Origin of the sequence: Sphingobacterium psychroaquaticum (genome assembly GCF_004421025.1) — a bacterium.
Lineage (GTDB): Bacteria > Bacteroidota > Bacteroidia > Sphingobacteriales > Sphingobacteriaceae > Sphingobacterium > Sphingobacterium psychroaquaticum.
This window is the reverse complement of sequence record NZ_CP038029.1, coordinates 2,050,172-2,065,353: the sequence shown is the minus strand read 5'-3', so window position 1 is coordinate 2,065,353 and position 15,182 is coordinate 2,050,172. Positions and strand designations below refer to the sequence as shown.

At 39.3% G+C, this 15,182-nt stretch carries 9 protein-coding genes and 3 tRNA genes; 6 read left to right on the top strand and 6 right to left on the bottom strand.

What is annotated here, in order from left to right; translation table 11 throughout:
* Position 1 precedes the first annotated feature (1 nt).
* From E2P86_RS08625 to E2P86_RS08615, 3 genes are read right to left on the bottom strand one after another with little or no spacing between them, the layout of a single operon-like run.
* The gene (locus E2P86_RS08625; protein ID WP_134432410.1) at positions 2–2,815 is read right to left on the bottom strand and encodes a hypothetical protein; all 2,814 of its coding nucleotides are present in this window, start codon (positions 2,813–2,815) and stop codon (positions 2–4) included.
* Complete coding sequence (locus tag E2P86_RS08620) at positions 2,815–3,234, bottom strand: hypothetical protein (RefSeq protein WP_134432408.1); 420 nt, start codon at positions 3,232–3,234, stop codon at positions 2,815–2,817. The genes E2P86_RS08625 and E2P86_RS08620 overlap by 1 nt, the downstream gene beginning before the upstream one ends.
* A 2-nt stretch (positions 3,235–3,236) precedes the next feature.
* Entirely contained in the window at positions 3,237–7,835 is a 4,599-nt protein-coding gene (locus E2P86_RS08615; protein WP_134432406.1) for a phage tail tape measure protein, read from the bottom strand.
* Positions 7,836–8,286: 451 nt separating this feature from the next.
* Between E2P86_RS08615 and E2P86_RS18165 the strand changes: the two genes are divergently transcribed.
* From E2P86_RS18165 to E2P86_RS08610, 3 genes are all read left to right on the top strand, one after another.
* Positions 8,287–8,417: transfer RNA gene (locus E2P86_RS18165), tRNA-OTHER, on the top strand.
* A gap of 396 nt (positions 8,418–8,813) precedes the next feature.
* A tRNA-OTHER gene (locus E2P86_RS18160) sits at positions 8,814–8,898 on the top strand.
* 59 nt (positions 8,899–8,957) lie between these two features.
* A tRNA-Phe gene (locus E2P86_RS08610) sits at positions 8,958–9,029 on the top strand.
* A 155-nt stretch (positions 9,030–9,184) separates the two neighbouring features.
* Here E2P86_RS08610 and E2P86_RS08605 read toward each other — a convergent pair.
* Positions 9,185–10,090 carry a DUF2971 domain-containing protein gene (locus E2P86_RS08605; protein WP_134432404.1) on the bottom strand — a complete coding sequence of 302 codons (906 nt, stop codon included), beginning with the start codon at positions 10,088–10,090 and terminating at the stop codon, positions 9,185–9,187.
* A 222-nt stretch (positions 10,091–10,312) separates the two neighbouring features.
* Here E2P86_RS08605 and E2P86_RS08600 point away from each other — a divergent pair, with 222 nt between their 5' ends.
* Together E2P86_RS08600 and E2P86_RS08595 are read left to right on the top strand one after the other, a co-directional pair.
* Positions 10,313–11,221, top strand: coding sequence for a DNA-processing protein DprA (locus E2P86_RS08600; RefSeq protein WP_134432402.1), 909 nt, complete (start codon positions 10,313–10,315; stop codon positions 11,219–11,221).
* A complete protein-coding gene (locus E2P86_RS08595; RefSeq protein ID WP_134432400.1) occupies positions 11,208–11,831 on the top strand; it encodes a hypothetical protein in 624 nt (207 codons plus the stop codon). Before E2P86_RS08600 ends, E2P86_RS08595 begins: the two co-directional genes overlap by 14 nt.
* 241 nt (positions 11,832–12,072) lie before the next feature.
* Here the strand turns inward: E2P86_RS08595 and E2P86_RS08590 are convergent, their stop codons facing one another.
* A complete protein-coding gene (locus E2P86_RS08590; RefSeq protein ID WP_134432396.1) occupies positions 12,073–12,918 on the bottom strand; it encodes a hypothetical protein in 846 nt (281 codons plus the stop codon).
* Between the two features lie 241 nt (positions 12,919–13,159).
* Between E2P86_RS08590 and acpP the strand changes: the two genes are divergently transcribed.
* Positions 13,160–14,239 (top strand): acyl carrier protein, encoded by a 1,080-nt coding sequence (gene acpP / locus E2P86_RS18430; RefSeq protein WP_134432395.1) that lies wholly within the window; start codon positions 13,160–13,162, stop codon positions 14,237–14,239.
* A gap of 525 nt (positions 14,240–14,764) precedes the next feature.
* Here the strand turns inward: acpP and E2P86_RS08580 are convergent.
* On the bottom strand, positions 14,765–15,178 hold the full coding sequence (locus E2P86_RS08580) for a hypothetical protein (RefSeq protein ID WP_134432394.1): 414 nt from the start codon (positions 15,176–15,178) through the stop codon (positions 14,765–14,767).
* Between the last annotated feature and the right edge of the window lie 4 nt (positions 15,179–15,182).

The window sequence follows — 15,182 nt, the reverse complement described above, 5'->3', positions numbered from 1 at the left end:
CTTAGTTAGTCGTTATGTATAAGTACCATTTACCTGTTTCGGGGTTGCTCGGTGGAGCCGTTGGAAGTATAAAGGCTGACGGTTCGATTACAGGACAGGTTATTTTGCCTGAAGCGCTGATAAGAGGAGAACTTAAGGTTAGTACAGATGCGCCAATAACTAACTGTTGGTAAGCATTACTTGTACCCCTTCCATATGCTTGTATTACACCCGTATTGCTTGATGTGTCAAAGAAAAATTCAATTCCATCCCCGTTAACTATGTTTGACAAGCCGCCAAATTTTACAAAACTTGTTGTAAAGCTTCCCCTGTTTGTCACACTCTGAAGCGTATCTCCACCAGCTGGCATACCTAAGAATTGGTTGACAGCAGATTGTGAAAACTGATAAGCATATTCATCTCCGTTTACATTATTAAAACCCAATAGTCCATTGATTGGCGCGGGATTAAAGCCAGCTTTCGTCAGTTGTAGACTTATGTATTGAGCATGTATGTAACCACTACCATCTCTCTGAACCACAGTATAAGGAGTGGCGTTAACACCGACTGTAAAGTCCCTAGTATCGTAGATACGCCAATCATCTAGGTACATGTGAGCATCATGACGCATGTTTAGCACTCTAGCCTCGATTCCCGGCTGATGAAATGCAATACCAGGATACTTCGATGTTGTTCCATTACCCTGAATTTCTAAAGCAGTTTGATTCCATGCATTACTACTTCCTCCTGTAAAGGTTTTCCTTCCGCTAATAATCTGCGCGCTAAACAAATCCACTGCATCCGTTATCCCATACCCTCCCAATGTTGTAGGTTTAGCTAGGAGTTGTGAGAACTGTGTGTTGTGGGGGTTGCCCGATACACCACTATGCACATACGCTGCATTCCAATTATCGACTAAGCCGGAGGTAATACCATCCAGTACCGATTTGTTTGCATGCGTATGACGATCTGCGTAAGCTGCATTCCAGTTATTTATCAAAGACGTTGTTACACCACTAGCAGGGTGGTTTATCGATAGATATCTACTATCTGCTGCGCCTTGGGTAATGTAGCCCTGTGTTAATACCCAGGACATTGTTGCATAAGCGGCAAGGCTCTGCTCGTTTCTTCCTCTGAATTTCCCTACAGTAGAATCCCAGTAGACAAGTTGACCATTCTGTATATTGGATAAATCGGCATCCTGCGCCTGCTTGATGTAGAAGTCCATTCCCGGCTCCGGATCTACTCCCCCAGCTGCTGTTTGGCTATACGATATGTAAGCCATGTCGCTCTTCATCTCTCCTGCAGGAGGTGGAGTTGTGGGGATACCGAGTAAGTGGGTGTTGTGGGTACCTCGGAATGTTGCTGGCAACGGGGTTACATTGCCCCGCTTAGTCACATCAAACAAATCCTGCGACGCGCTACCTTGTCCACCGGAGGTCGATGCATTAAAGAATCCCGATAGCCTATCGGAATAATTTGCCTGGCGGACGATCGAGCTAATCGTTATAAGGTTCGACAACGTAAAGTCGTATAAGTACTCTTGTTGGATATCACGCTGGAAGGAAGCGATACGTATCTTTCCGTTAAAACCAATATCGCTAGCTCTTAAAGTAATGAGGCCACCCAAAACCACCTCCAAGTCGTTTTCTAACAAAAACTTGGGTGTCAGTTTGCCTGTCCAATCATACTGTTCGATTCCTTCCTCTGCAAAATACTGATCCGCGAGCTCCTTTACTCTTGCCTCAGCTGTCGTGACATAAGAAGCCGGCATGGAGATATTAAGAAATACAAAGCTATCCCCAATTGCAGGCTTGAGCACCGAACTTGGCACTCCACCTGGATAGGCGGTATCGTTTTCAATCTTGTTAAACGTGACTTGACGCGTAGCGTGGTCGTAGCCTGACGCATTTATAGTAAAGACAAAGCCCGCTAACTGACCACTCGTGAACGCTATCTGCGCAGATGCTCCACTGTTGAGCAGGTTGTTGGATAAGTCAAAATCAATATCCGTAGACCGAATTACATTAATCCCTGGTACCGCTGTCACCTTAGCTTCTAACCGAGGGTAAACGTTCCCAAACTCAACAACCGACTCCACGCGATCCATGCCAGCAACATACCCTGGATTAACACGAGGATTTCCACCGGTAGGCTGAATATTACGAAAGCCGTAGTCATTTGGGATATTTTGTACCCCTCCAAGTACCGTTAGATGGGTTACGATCGGGTTGTCACGTCTTGTGCGGTGCAGTTCGTACAATCCTTTGCCTTTGCCATATTCCAAGGTAACGCCTGTTTCAGGCTGCCGACGGGTAAGGTTAATTACTTTCCCATCAACCCAAAATTCTAGATTGGTTTGATCCGCCACATCCTGTAGCACCGTCAAAAGTTTGGCTCCCGAAAACGTCCACTGAATAACGTCTGTTTCATCCACCACACCAAGAGACCAGCCACTATCGGCGCGGTTGGCATTTTGTACCAGCAAACCCAATATAGCTGCCGCATTACCCATAAGGTAAACGCTAGGGTCTGTAAGCGCATTAACACGATCCAAGGTGTATAGCGTCCACTTGCCCAAATCGTAGTATTGCGCTTCAAACTCGATGTTATATCTGTAACCAACCTGCGTATTAACCTTAGATATGTTCTCAGGGCGGTTCAGCTTGTACAACTGGCCAAATACTGTAATAGTATCGCCTTTTTTCAGAGACAGTGCGCTAACCGTATTGATCATAATCTCAACACGGTCCTCCTGCATAATCACCTTATACTGCTTCCCTGTGGGCTTTCCGCTCCAAACTACCGTATTACCTCTCTTAATATCGTATATCATTACACAATCGGGAATTTATCGGTTGGAAAATCGTCTATTAATTCTAGAGTAAAGCGCGCCCAAGTAATGCTTGTCGTAAGGCTAGTCATTTTATTATAAAACACCTTATACCGTCTACCTGCGTTTAAATCGTCCAAATTGAACAATCCTGTTGTTAGCAGGAACGTTTCTAAAGCGTTGTATTTTGTCAGTAGGTCAGCGGCCGAGGTCGCGATAATTACGCACTGTACCTGATAAGATTTGCTTGCAAACTTTCGGATTCCGTGATACCTGTCGACACCGTTATCGTCCGCCCAATCGATAGACAGACCGTTATCCTTTAGCTCCGGCATAGCCCGAACAGAGGCATTGAATCCCTTTTCGATTGTTAACCCGTATGTAATCTCGGGATCTATTCCATTTATTCTGTATGCGCTCATGTTTATAAACCCGCGCCCCTTCTCTGCGCATCTGAATTAGACATCTTGTTATTCATAGAGACAAGCGTGCCCTCAATTGCCGCTAATCGCTCTGTATTATTCGCTGTTCTATAAGTATTATTTTGGATTGCGACCAGCTCAGCAAGTTGGTTTGTAGCCACGCTTAGCTGTTGGCTTAACGTAATACCATGCCCTTTGGTAACCTGTAACAGCTCTAATTGCGCCAATCTCAATCCACCAAACTCCGCTTCCAATCGGTTGGCTGTGGTTTCGGTTATGCCGGCTATGCCTTTGGAAAGTGTTTTAGACGAGGACTCTACTGGTGCTCCTATCACCTCCATGATACTTTGGTACCTCGCATTTTGTGCATCTGCTATCGATTGGTATTGTTGTTTTAAAAGATCAGCTTCAGCTTGAGTAAGGTTTTCATCTTCGGTTGCTGCGATAAAATTATTATACCATTCCTTCATATCAGAGGAGAATTTTTCATCTTGAATCATCCTCAATACGGCTTTCTGCATGTGTTTATAAAATGAAGATGATATGTCCTCAAAAGTCAAGTCGGCCATAGAAGCTAGATTTCCAAATTCGTTTCTTAAATCATCGAGAGAAACTCCTGTTAATGCTTCTTGAATAGCTTTTTTAAGATCATCCGTTTCACCCTTTGCGTCAATGACGGCTTGCGCATAGGATCTTACCTCTTCTGGCAGTCTTGCCCATAATTCGGGTTGCTTTCTAAGTAAATCCTCCCATTCATAACCACTCATATTGAGCAACTTTTGCCTGCTAAGGACATTACCTAACTCCTTATCATAATTATACCAATTGGAATGACTCTTCCAGCTAGCGCCTTGTGCGAACCAAGCTTCTAAACCTTTTCGGTTTGCCACTTGCTTTGAACCGACTAAATCCATTGCGTCTTGATAAGCTTTTAATGCACCTTTACCATTTTTCTCTGAAAACAACTGTTTTTGTTTATCAATAAGAATATCGAATGTATCAGAAAGTATTTTATAGTATTCTTGCTCTCTTTTCAACTCTTCATTGCGGCGTTTTGCGGCCCTGTCAATAAAACTAAAAACAGCCTGCAAGGCAACCAATGCAGCTTGTATAATAGCCAGTACAACACTTGCTTTTTCCGCGCTTTTTATTGCTGTTGCAACTGCTGTAGCGGTCATCGCAACCCCTGATAGCACCGACATAGCTGTTTTCCCAGTCTCACCCAGAGCGTCACCTAAAAATTCAGCGGAATTAACAGCGTTTTCGATAAATGCAAAACTTTTATTTGTCGCCTTAGAAAGATTTGTCCAGTGCTGTCTAATTTTCTCAGCACTTTCTGCGCTGTCATCAGAAGCCCCTTTGAAAATGCCCTGTAATGATACTCCGACAGCTTTGAATGGATTTGTATCTATAATAATATCTTTCGCTTCTTGAAGCTTTTTCCGAGTTGCAGCAAGGTCGATAGGGTCAAAATTAACTGAAAGGTCATCGAATTGCCTTTCAATTTCCGCTATCAGTGTTTCAATTTGTTTGACAGTTTTATTATCTAAATCTGAAAATAGATTAGCCCATGCATCAGACTCTTGTAACTGATCAACTGCTAATTTTGATTTTTCTTTATTTTCTTTGCGGGTTAGCTCCTTATCTTCCTCGGGAGTAATAGTTTTTCCAAGTGAAGCACGAGCTTCTTGATATTTTTTCTCGATCTTTAATCTTTCCTCATTAAAATCTTGAGCAAGTTGCAATGCTGCTATATACTCTGCGTCTTGTTTAGCTCGCACCTCCTTATCGTGGTTGTCCAACAACTCTTTTAAAACTTTAACTCTCTCCTGTTGCGCTTGGGTCAATTTCACATCAGAACCGGTAAAGCCACTGTTACTTGCAGATTGTTCAAGCGAAGCGATCTCCATTAACTCGGCCATGAGGTTTTTTCGATAATTCTCTACAACAGACAATTGGTCCTTATATCGTTTGTCAGCCTCTCCCTTGCTTGTCGCAGCCATGTAGGAATTGTACTCATCAAGAAGTTTCTTTTGTTCAGCCAGATCCTTAACTAATACATCTGTATCTTTTCTCGTCTTGTGCTCTGACAATTCGAATTTTTCGGCTTGTATAAGCCCTGAAGTATCTACTTTCAAACCTGAATTCTTCGGATCCGCGTAAAACTTCCGAGTTTCCTCCCGGATTTTATTGTATTTATCTTTTATAGAAGCTACCTCCTGTTCGTCCTTAGACAGCTGCTGACGCAATGACTGTTCGTTGATCTGATCAATAGAAAGTTGCAGCGCGCGTTGGCGTTCTGTTGCTTGTCTTCTTTGTTCGGCTAACTGCTGGCTTTTGCGGGCCGCCGCTTGCTCGGCTCTCTCTCTTTTTAAACGGTCTTTTTCGGATTCATATTCAGCGATGGTATTTTTACCTGGCGTAAGCGTAGGTTTACTAACTTTTGCCAGCATTTTTGCTCTTAATTCGGCTTGAAAATTAAGTTCATCAAGATTACTTTTCGACTTATTGCTGTTGTATTCGCGCAATCTTAACTTATATGCTTCCTCTTGTGCGGCCAACATCCTCTCTTGTTCACTTGCGGACGCTCTTAAAAAGTCCTTCATATCCCGATATGATGTAAGACTGGTTTTCGGCTTTACCTCACCTTCATTTTTTAGTTTTTCAATATCTCCCATAGATTTGCTAATCTCACGAGAGAATTTGTCACCAGAGAACTCACCAAAACGTGAAAAGAACTCTCTAAAAGATTGTGATGTAGTTACGTTTGTTATACTTTCGAGAATAGTTGCGAACATATCCACGATAGCTACAGTCGATTTTCCTATAGCTCCACTGCCGTTTTCAATACTAAGCACAAGATTATCCCACGCAATCCCGATACGTTCCGTTTGATTAACCAACTTACCAGAAGCTGTTTCAAATTCTTCTTGCATAGCACCTGATGCATCTTTTGCAGTATCCATAGCCCGAGCGAGCGTATCATATCCAGCCGCAAGGGTCCCGATAACACGACGTTGACGAATATCGGTTATGCCGTTTTGCTCCATTTGAGCATTTACGCTACCACCTGCTTTATGTATTGCATTTAATCCTTTTACATAGTCCTGGAATACACCACTTGCATTCTCTCGGAACCTCTTTTGCAAATCAGCAGCATTCCCCCCCACAACCTTTAATATATCACCCAGACCTTTCCCCGAGCGGATGGACTTCTCGAAGGATCCTAACGTTTTTTGAAAGGTAGACCCGACAACCTCAGCCTCAATACCAAGGGCCTTCGTAGCTGTTGCGTAAGCAAGAACGTCTTGCCTACCCATGCGATAGAGACCAACGTTTTGGGAAATCGCCTCGGCATTACCAAGTATTTCTTTTTCGGATGCGGCAAAATTATTTCCGAGATTAACAATCTCATCACCAAATGCTTTTACATTTTGGACCCCGCCATCAACCAAAGTAAGCATCCTAGCGATCTCTGCTCCTCCTTGCTCCCCGCTAATATCCGATGCAGTCTCCAGTTTAGCTAGAGCCTCGCTGAAGGCCAGTATATTAGCAGACCCTTTCACACCAAGTTGACCAGCAACTGTCGCGTATTCAAGTAACTTATCCGTTGATACTGTTTTTAGGGAGCGCGACAGCTTTATTATACTGTCAGACAAGCCTTGCAGTTCTACTCCTGCTAATCCAGTTGTTTTTCCTACGTTAAGTAAGCCATTATTGAAATCTATAACCGTTTGCTTATTCCCTTTAAACAACATGTAAAAGGCTGTTATCGCTGTAATAAGTAATCCAACAGGAGTAAGCACAAATGAAAGAATGGCATTACCCATAGCCATAAACGAAGTCCCGACCTCCTTAATCGCCCCTGGCTTATTTGCTAAATCATCTAATGAAACCCCTAAGTCAGCCAGTTGACTATTTACCCGGCCAATTATTGGAACCACAGTTTCTAGTGCCCCAGCATAATTACCTACATTACGCTGGTGCTGGCCAAGGGTAGCATCAATACGTTTTATGCCGTTGTCTAGGTATAGAGTTTGCTTGGTGAGTGCTTCAGACTTCTTGCGTAAAGCTTCATATCCAAGCGTATTGGCGTGGCCTTGGCGCTCCATTCGAAACATCTCGGCAAGGACATCCTTAGTCTCTTTACGAACATTGTTCAACGCACGCGCAAGCTTACCGTATTCACTGCCATCTGCTAATTGTTTTTTCAGCTCGCGAGCCTGTCTAGCTTGCTCTTTTTGTTCAGTGGTAATCTTTTTTTGTGCTAAAGCGTATTCCTGCGCATCAATTTTTCCTTGAGCAAACTTATTATTCAGCTCTGCTTGCTCTTGCTTTTGTTTAGCAGCTTCTATTCGAGCTTGTCTTAACGCCTCGATATTGGCAAGCTGAGCATCCTTTAGTCTTACCGTTGCAGCTCTTACATCATCAACACTTACCGCCTGCGCTTTATTATCAATAGAATTTGCCCCGGACGTTAGAGATTTACTCATGTCGGCGCTAAATTTTTCAGTCATCTCTGACTGAATTTTAGCAAGATTCGCAAGCTTTTTCCTAAGCTCAGAATCATCACCAATAAACTTAAATTTAACCTCCGCCATATAGCTTCAAAGGTACTTCAAGCCTATTTTTAAATAAATTTTCAAATTCCGTAAACCAACACATTACAAAAAATTTTATAATCCATTTGGATTACTTAAAATTTGTATTTATAATTGCATCATAATAGTTCATTGGCATCCCCAATATTCGCGAAGATTGACGACACGTAGTCGGTTGGGATTATCATATTGACAGGAATGAACGGTCCTGTCAAATAAACAACACTACCTACGAGTTGGGTTGAGTTAAGTATAAGCAAGAAGGGTGTCAAAATTCTGATACGAGGGCCTCATAAGTCCTGATTGCCCAGAGGTGTTGTTTGTTAAAATATAGCAAGGTGGCGGAATTAGACGCACCCTAGGGAGATTGAGCTATATGCTTGCAAGCGCAGGCTAATATTCTCCAGTAACAAAAACTCATGCAGGTATCAAGTCCTGCCCTTGCTTAATTGAACAGATGGCGGAATTGGTAGACGCTGATAAACGGAAAGGATGTAGAGCTATCCGTGGAGATTTTGTAAGCACCTTAGTAAGGCATATGACAAAACTACATCTATGCAGGTTCGAATCCTGCTCTGTTCACAGAAGTATTACTAGATGATAAGTCGAGTTCGAATTTATTACCGTGATATTTTAAGTTTTTCGTGGATTTAGAAAAATCTAGTCAGTATATGCGGTAGAAAACGATTCCTGATCTGAATCGGAAAAACGGGGTGTAAGCACTGGGTGCACGGAAACAGCGATGTGTAGAGTATTCGAAATCGTGACACCGTCAAGTAGGTTCGAATCCTACTCGCTCCACCACTGTAATCTGTTTGTTATTTTCTGTCCGAGTTGGAAATGGAGTAGAAAATGAAGTTTGATGCACTAGACGCATCCGTGTAAATGGATTGGTATTTTGAAACACGTTAACGTTGGAAAGTGTCCGTTTTTTTATCAGAAGATCCGTTTTTTGTACGACAACAAAAAAGCGTGACTGGGGTGATCGTCTAGGGGTTAGGACGCAAAAGCAGGGGGCAAAAGGGCTGATTTTGAAACACTGGTTCGATTCCAGTTCACTCCACTGATGCTAAAGGAAACCACCAAAACAGGTGCCGGACAGCACGGAAAGACGGGTAAATTGGAAATGTAGCTCACAGGGTAGAGCAGCGGACTAAAAATCCGTGTGCCTTGGTTCGATTCCAAGTTTTTCCACAACACGTAGGGTGCTAGTTGACTTGAGAGAATAGATTGGCGTCAGGGTTAAACTCTATGCTGGCAGGTAAGCTGCCTATTTTTTGATCTTTTCATAATTTAGGTTTATAATTGGTTGTACCGTGGGGTTGTTTCCCAGACACTCCACGGTTAATTTAAATTATCACCTCATATGGAATTAATTTGAACTCTTCATTTAACTGCATTTTATAGATTTTTGCAAATGGTATATTTTCTTTTACGTGTTTGATTATTTCAATTTGATGACTTTCCTTAATTTTTGATCCTAAATATACTGCTGTAATTACTGCTTCGGGAATTTTTATAACCCGATTTTTTATTGGATAATTAAATAATCTTAATTCCTCTTCATACGACCAATGGCTTTCTTTAAGACTTATCCATTCTGCCATCTTACTATTAATTAAATTCTCATCAGGAATAACAATTTTAGACAAACTATTAGAATAACTAACTTTGAGAAATGCATTTCCTTTCCGTAATTTACTAAAAAAGACTATCAACCCACTAAATGAATATTCAATGCAGACTCCTTCATGTTTTTGTGCATAGTGACTCCACATTAGTTCATTATTATTCGAGTAGGTAAAGCATGAAATTCCAATCTCGGGAATTAAATCTTTATTTAACTTTTCTATTACATCTGCTTCAAATTTCCTTCTAAATTCTTTCGTTTTGTACCCTGCTCGTAACTTGTTTCTATCATACAGGGAATAATTCTTCAGTTCTTGATCAAACAGCTTCTGTAAATATGTTTCTCCAATCGTAATGAGATTTACATTACAGTCCTTGATATCATTAAAGCTCAAAGGATTTGACAAATACAAAGTTGAATCTATGAGATTTTTCTTGCCAAATTCAATTCCAAAATATTTGTAAATAAATGGTGACTTTTCCACCGAATTCAATGCCTCAAACAACCTCCGATCAACGTCCGACTTGAAACTATTAGAGTTATACTTTTCTAGAAAATCCTTGTAATGTAAATCCTTCTCTAAAGCTTCAAGCGTAGTTTTAACGATATAATCTTTATAATTCATAAGGCGGTTATTTTTAATATGGAAAATACTTTAAAATTTATATAAATCAAAATGTTTATTAACTATATTATTGACGGTAATACAAAAAGTGAAAAAACAAAATTTAGTTTATTGTATAAACTAGATTTTTTAGAATTTCTAATTTTGAACTGTATTTTTTTTTCGGTATATTTATGCTATACTGTATGTGTATTTGTCATAATAAAATAATCTCTATAAATAATGATCCTTTTTAATACGCCCATGATAAGCCCGATTGAGGAGATTGCTGCTTATGAAACTCTATGGGAGAGTGAAAAAGCTTCATTTAAAAGAATTGCCGAAATTTTTAAAAACAATCCCGGAGGACTCCCCAGTGACTTCTTAACCCAAGAAAATGAATCCCGTTTTTTTGAGAACAAAGAAAAAATTATAGCAATTATTTCGAAACTTCGTAGTGAAAACCACTATAGACCCAACTTATTAATAAATGGTAGTTTCAATTATCCCAGTAAGTTAAGAGATGCAAGAGAACCTGTTGAATTACTATATTATGCAGGGAATCTAGATTTAATATATACAAAATCAGTTGCAATTGTTGGTACGAGAAACCCGACTATTGAAGGTAAGTTACGTGCAGAAAAGATGGCAAAACTTCTAATCGAGAACGGATTTACTATAGTTTCTGGGTTGGCATCAGGAATTGATACTGTTGCCCATAACACAGCAATAAAACATAATGGTAAGACAATTGCGGTAATCGGTACTCCGCTTAATACGGTTTATCCAAAAGAGAATGCAGCTTTACAAGATTTTATTGCACAGAATCACCTTCTAATTACACAGGTCCCTTTTATAAAATATAAGAACCAACATTACAAAGCTAATAGTTTGTTTTTCCCTGAAAGGAACAAAACAATGTCAGCTATTACTGAAGCAACCATTATTATCGAAGCTGGTGAAACCTCGGGAACACTAGTACAAGCTAGAGCTGCGCTACAGCAAGGAAGAAAGCTGTTTATCCTTAATAGTTGTTTTGAAAATAAAAACATCACTTGGCCAGCATATTACGAGAAAAAGGGTGCAATTAGAGTACGAGATTTTTCAGATGTTTTAATCAACTTACCTAAGGATGATATTGAAAAAGATTGATGAATTGACAATTTATGATCATGCCTACCTTACTGTAAATGATAATTGTTATTATTTTGCAGAGTATCCATCAGGTGATCCCCAGGTAAATAGAAATAATCCTATTTATTCTCTCATTCACAATCTTAAGAAAACAGTAGATCGAAAGGAGTCTCCAGAATGGAAGTACAAACTTATTGCCATTGAACAATGTCAGGTAGAATTAGTTAACCTATTTCAACATACACAAGACATTGGAGAATATACACTAGTTCCTATTCCTCCATCCAAAACCAAAAGGAATGAAATGTATGATGATAGGACACTTCAAATTTTAATAGGTTTAAAGTTGACTTTCGATAATTGTGATGTAAGGGAATTAATTTATACTATTGAGGATAGAGTTCCTAGTCATCATAGTACCGAAGGACCTAGACCTACAATCGAAGAAATATATCAAAACTATCAAATTGACGAGACCCAAACTAATAATATTAGAAGGAAAATAATCCTTGTAGATGATGTCCTAACGAAAGGCACCCATTATCAAGCCGCGAAAAGAATTATCACAGAACGTTTCCCAGGCATCGAGATAAGAGGATTATTTATCGCACGACGAGTTTCGTCTTAATTGCAAGATTATCATCATTCAAACAAGGATAGTATCAGAAAATCAAAAACTAATCTACATTATTCTACTCCTATATTTTTGTTTTTTTTTCATAAATACTTTCGTTTCGCTTTTTTGTATTTTTTAGCCTCAGCTCCATAAGTAATGTGTGCAAGTGCCCATTGCACATAATTAAAAAATGCAGATCTAGAAAGTAGAAACAAGCCTTGCATCATCTGCAAGGCTCATACTAATGCTAATCCTAATAGAAATATTTAACCAAATGCAAAAACTCCTGTGTATGAACTGATTTCATTGGCGTTTTTGCGGGGTTAGTATTATTCCTATCAGCATTGTGAGATCTACAAATCGGCGTCAAATAACATTGTCCCCCCTTAGGAACCAACCAACTTGCCGGACTACTATTAAAAGTAACATGTCCACCAACCAAATCCTTGCGGACGGCATGTTGCGAACTGCCATTGGCCTCACATCCTGTCGCTGCTTGGTATTCAGCTTCCCAGGTTGCGACCCAGCTCGTTTCCTCTCCCGGCAGAGGGTCTTTCGTAGATCCAATAACATTATAGAATTCATCATTTGCATTACAGCTCACCTTTGTGACTGATACTGTTCTAAGATTCGCAGTTGATTCAATTAAAGACTCAGATTTCGGGACGATTTTATCTTCTAATATTACATAGTCAGTAATATAATTCGATGCGTCCAACGCTTCATGTACCGATACTAATTCTTCAAAATGCGGCAAATCACCATCGACTGATTCGTACTCATATACAATTGGTTTAACATCTGCAATTGATCTTCCGTTTAAAGCATAGATATCATAGATATTAATCCAGTAGTAGGTAACATTCCCCTCTCTTTTAGAGAATACACCTTGAAATATAACCTCTGTGAACTCATAACTAGCTTCTGATGTTGTTTTAAAAGTACGTCCTCCATACTTTATCTCTTTTACGTTTTTATCATCATATAGCATTTTAAAAACGTCAGAGTTATTCTTGAAATTGTAGCTCTTTTTACCAATAGTAATGGTCCCTGTGTAAGGCTGCAGTTTATAAGCAGCTGCTGTCTTCTTAAAATTCATAGAAAAATAATTTATTATTGATTAAAAACATAAAGATAACAGCTTTAACATCATAACCTTACGGTTTCCCGTATGCACGGGACATATTTAAGTGAAGTCTCATTATTCAATTATTCGTCACAAAAAATATTTCACTAAGAACTAATCAATTATAAAATAAAAAGTAACCCCTTTGGATTACTAATCTCATTATACATATATTTGCTAAATATATTAGTATAAACAAGTAATTATTAAATTTATGTCTAAAAAACAAAAACAAGAAGGTGTCTCTCAAAATGAAAGCGAAGCCGTAGAGCAAAGAACTTACGCAAGTTCTGGGGACCCGAACAATCCGAACACCCCTTTTAATCCAAATGACCCAAATAATTCGGGTGATCCCAATGAAAAACCAGTAAACGCAAGGATTGTAGAAATTATCGCAGAAGTTGCTGCCGTTCCAGAATATATGGTAGTAGGCGATGCCTCGTTCGTAAATGACCTAGGAATGGATTCTCTTGCTCTTTACGAGTTAATCGTTGCACTTGAAGGTGAGTTTGATATCGAGATTCCAGACGCTGATGCCGAAAAAATCACAACCGTTACCCAGGCAATTGATTATGTACAAGTCAAACTTTTTAATGTTGGACAATGGGGTTTTGGAGATCCAAATTCACCAGTTAAGATTAAAACAGTAGTTGTTACAAGAGAAGTACCATGGAATGTTCCGCGAACAGGTTTCAACTTTCACAGTATAGGAGGAGGAATTAACTCAACATATTCAGTCGGCTACGGCAGTAACGAGATCTTTAATCTACACGATATTTCAGATGATGATAATCAGAACGATTGTAAAGATCCACTCAAACCGCCTTACTTGACTTGCGACGAGTGGATGCTAATGAATGGTCATGGGTTCTTAAATTGGTTAAAACAGCAAAATTCATTTCGGGTATACAAACCAGAATCATGGTTGGATAGTCAAGCCGTAAATAGCGGCATGACAGTTGCCAACTACTTGACTGAAAGAATCAATCTTATTGTAAATTCCATGGATGGACCTCAAGTCAAGGCTCTCGGAAAATCCATTCGTACTTTGGGTTACATCGGTACTGCATTTAGCGGTTACAAGCTCATGACCGCAATCTCGGATGGAAATATTACAACAAGAGATGTTTTATCTGGAGTTTCCTTCACACTTAGCGTAATCACCCTTGTTCCTGGAGTTGGTACCGTAATTGGAGTAGGCGGCAGCGTACTTTTAGGTGTAGGCTCCATGGTATTTGGAATAGCTAGTGATAATGTCGATGATTCGGTATTAATCGACTTTAAATCTAGATAATTTTTTAACTTTACGTATGAATAAACTCCAGTCTATTTTTGCTTTTTCGCTATCATTCGATTATCTCCGTGAGTATAAGAGCAATGACGATTACATACTTGAGCTTTCTAGATTCTATGCATCATTGCTAAGCACATTAAGGTGGGGAATAGCTTTGAATGTGTTACTATGTATAATCTTAATAAAACTATATCCTGATTATGCTGAACATGGTGGGCCAACTGTAATGTTCGTTTGTTTCGTCAGTACCATACTTGTTGCATATGTTCGGTCGTTCTTTATTAAGGTTGATAGAGATTATTATGATCTTCACCTTAAAGAATTACGAGCAAAGCCAAAAAAAGAAAAACGTTCGATGATCGTAAAGTATAATCTATTTTTAGTATTATTTCAGTTTCTTGCATTAGTACCATTTTTGATCTTGATATTTTGTTACTAGTATCAATCAAATTAGAAATAAAAAGCCCTACACTAAATTGTAGGGCTTTTGTTTTGATCTAAAGAATTAGATTTTAGCCTAAAGCGTTACTCATCTACCCCTACAACACGAGTAAAGGTGCTATCAATATAAAAGGTATGATTATTTAAAATTAGTGCCCCAAATGAATTTTTACTACGATACTTATGCTCCATAGAGAAGCCTGATCCGTATGAATCCTCGCGTGATAACATTTCATTCATTTCTTCAATTATATAATTCCTTAGTTCTGTATTAGTTTCTCCTTTCAATTCTTCACTAAGGATTTGATATTCATGATTAGCAAGAATAAGTGATTTCACACTATCAAGATTACCAAATTCAACTGATTCATAAGAACTTGGGTCGTTAGTGTTTTCTTTCAGAAATGTCATAATAAGCTCCTTAGCTTTTTGATCATTTGACTTGCTGCACGACGTCATTAAAAAAATTAAAAGCATCGAAAAAAAGAGGAATCTCATAATA

Bases quoted from the DNA above. Each gene is read 5' to 3' on its own strand.
- E2P86_RS08625 (WP_134432410.1), bottom strand. From the start codon at position 2,815: ATGATATACGATATTAAGAGAGGTAATACGGTAGTTTGGAGCGGAAAG.
- E2P86_RS08620 (WP_134432408.1), bottom strand. From the start codon at position 3,234: ATGAGCGCATACAGAATAAATGGAATAGATCCCGAGATTACATACGGG.
- E2P86_RS08615 (WP_134432406.1), bottom strand. From the start codon at position 7,835: ATGGCGGAGGTTAAATTTAAGTTTATTGGTGATGATTCTGAGCTTAGG.
- E2P86_RS08605 (WP_134432404.1), bottom strand. From the start codon at position 10,090: ATGAATTATAAAGATTATATCGTTAAAACTACGCTTGAAGCTTTAGAG.
- E2P86_RS08600 (WP_134432402.1), top strand. From the start codon at position 10,313: ATGATCCTTTTTAATACGCCCATGATAAGCCCGATTGAGGAGATTGCT.
- E2P86_RS08590 (WP_134432396.1), bottom strand. From the start codon at position 12,918: ATGAATTTTAAGAAGACAGCAGCTGCTTATAAACTGCAGCCTTACACA.
- acpP (WP_134432395.1), top strand. From the start codon at position 13,160: ATGTCTAAAAAACAAAAACAAGAAGGTGTCTCTCAAAATGAAAGCGAA.
- E2P86_RS08580 (WP_134432394.1), bottom strand. From the start codon at position 15,178: ATGAGATTCCTCTTTTTTTCGATGCTTTTAATTTTTTTAATGACGTCG.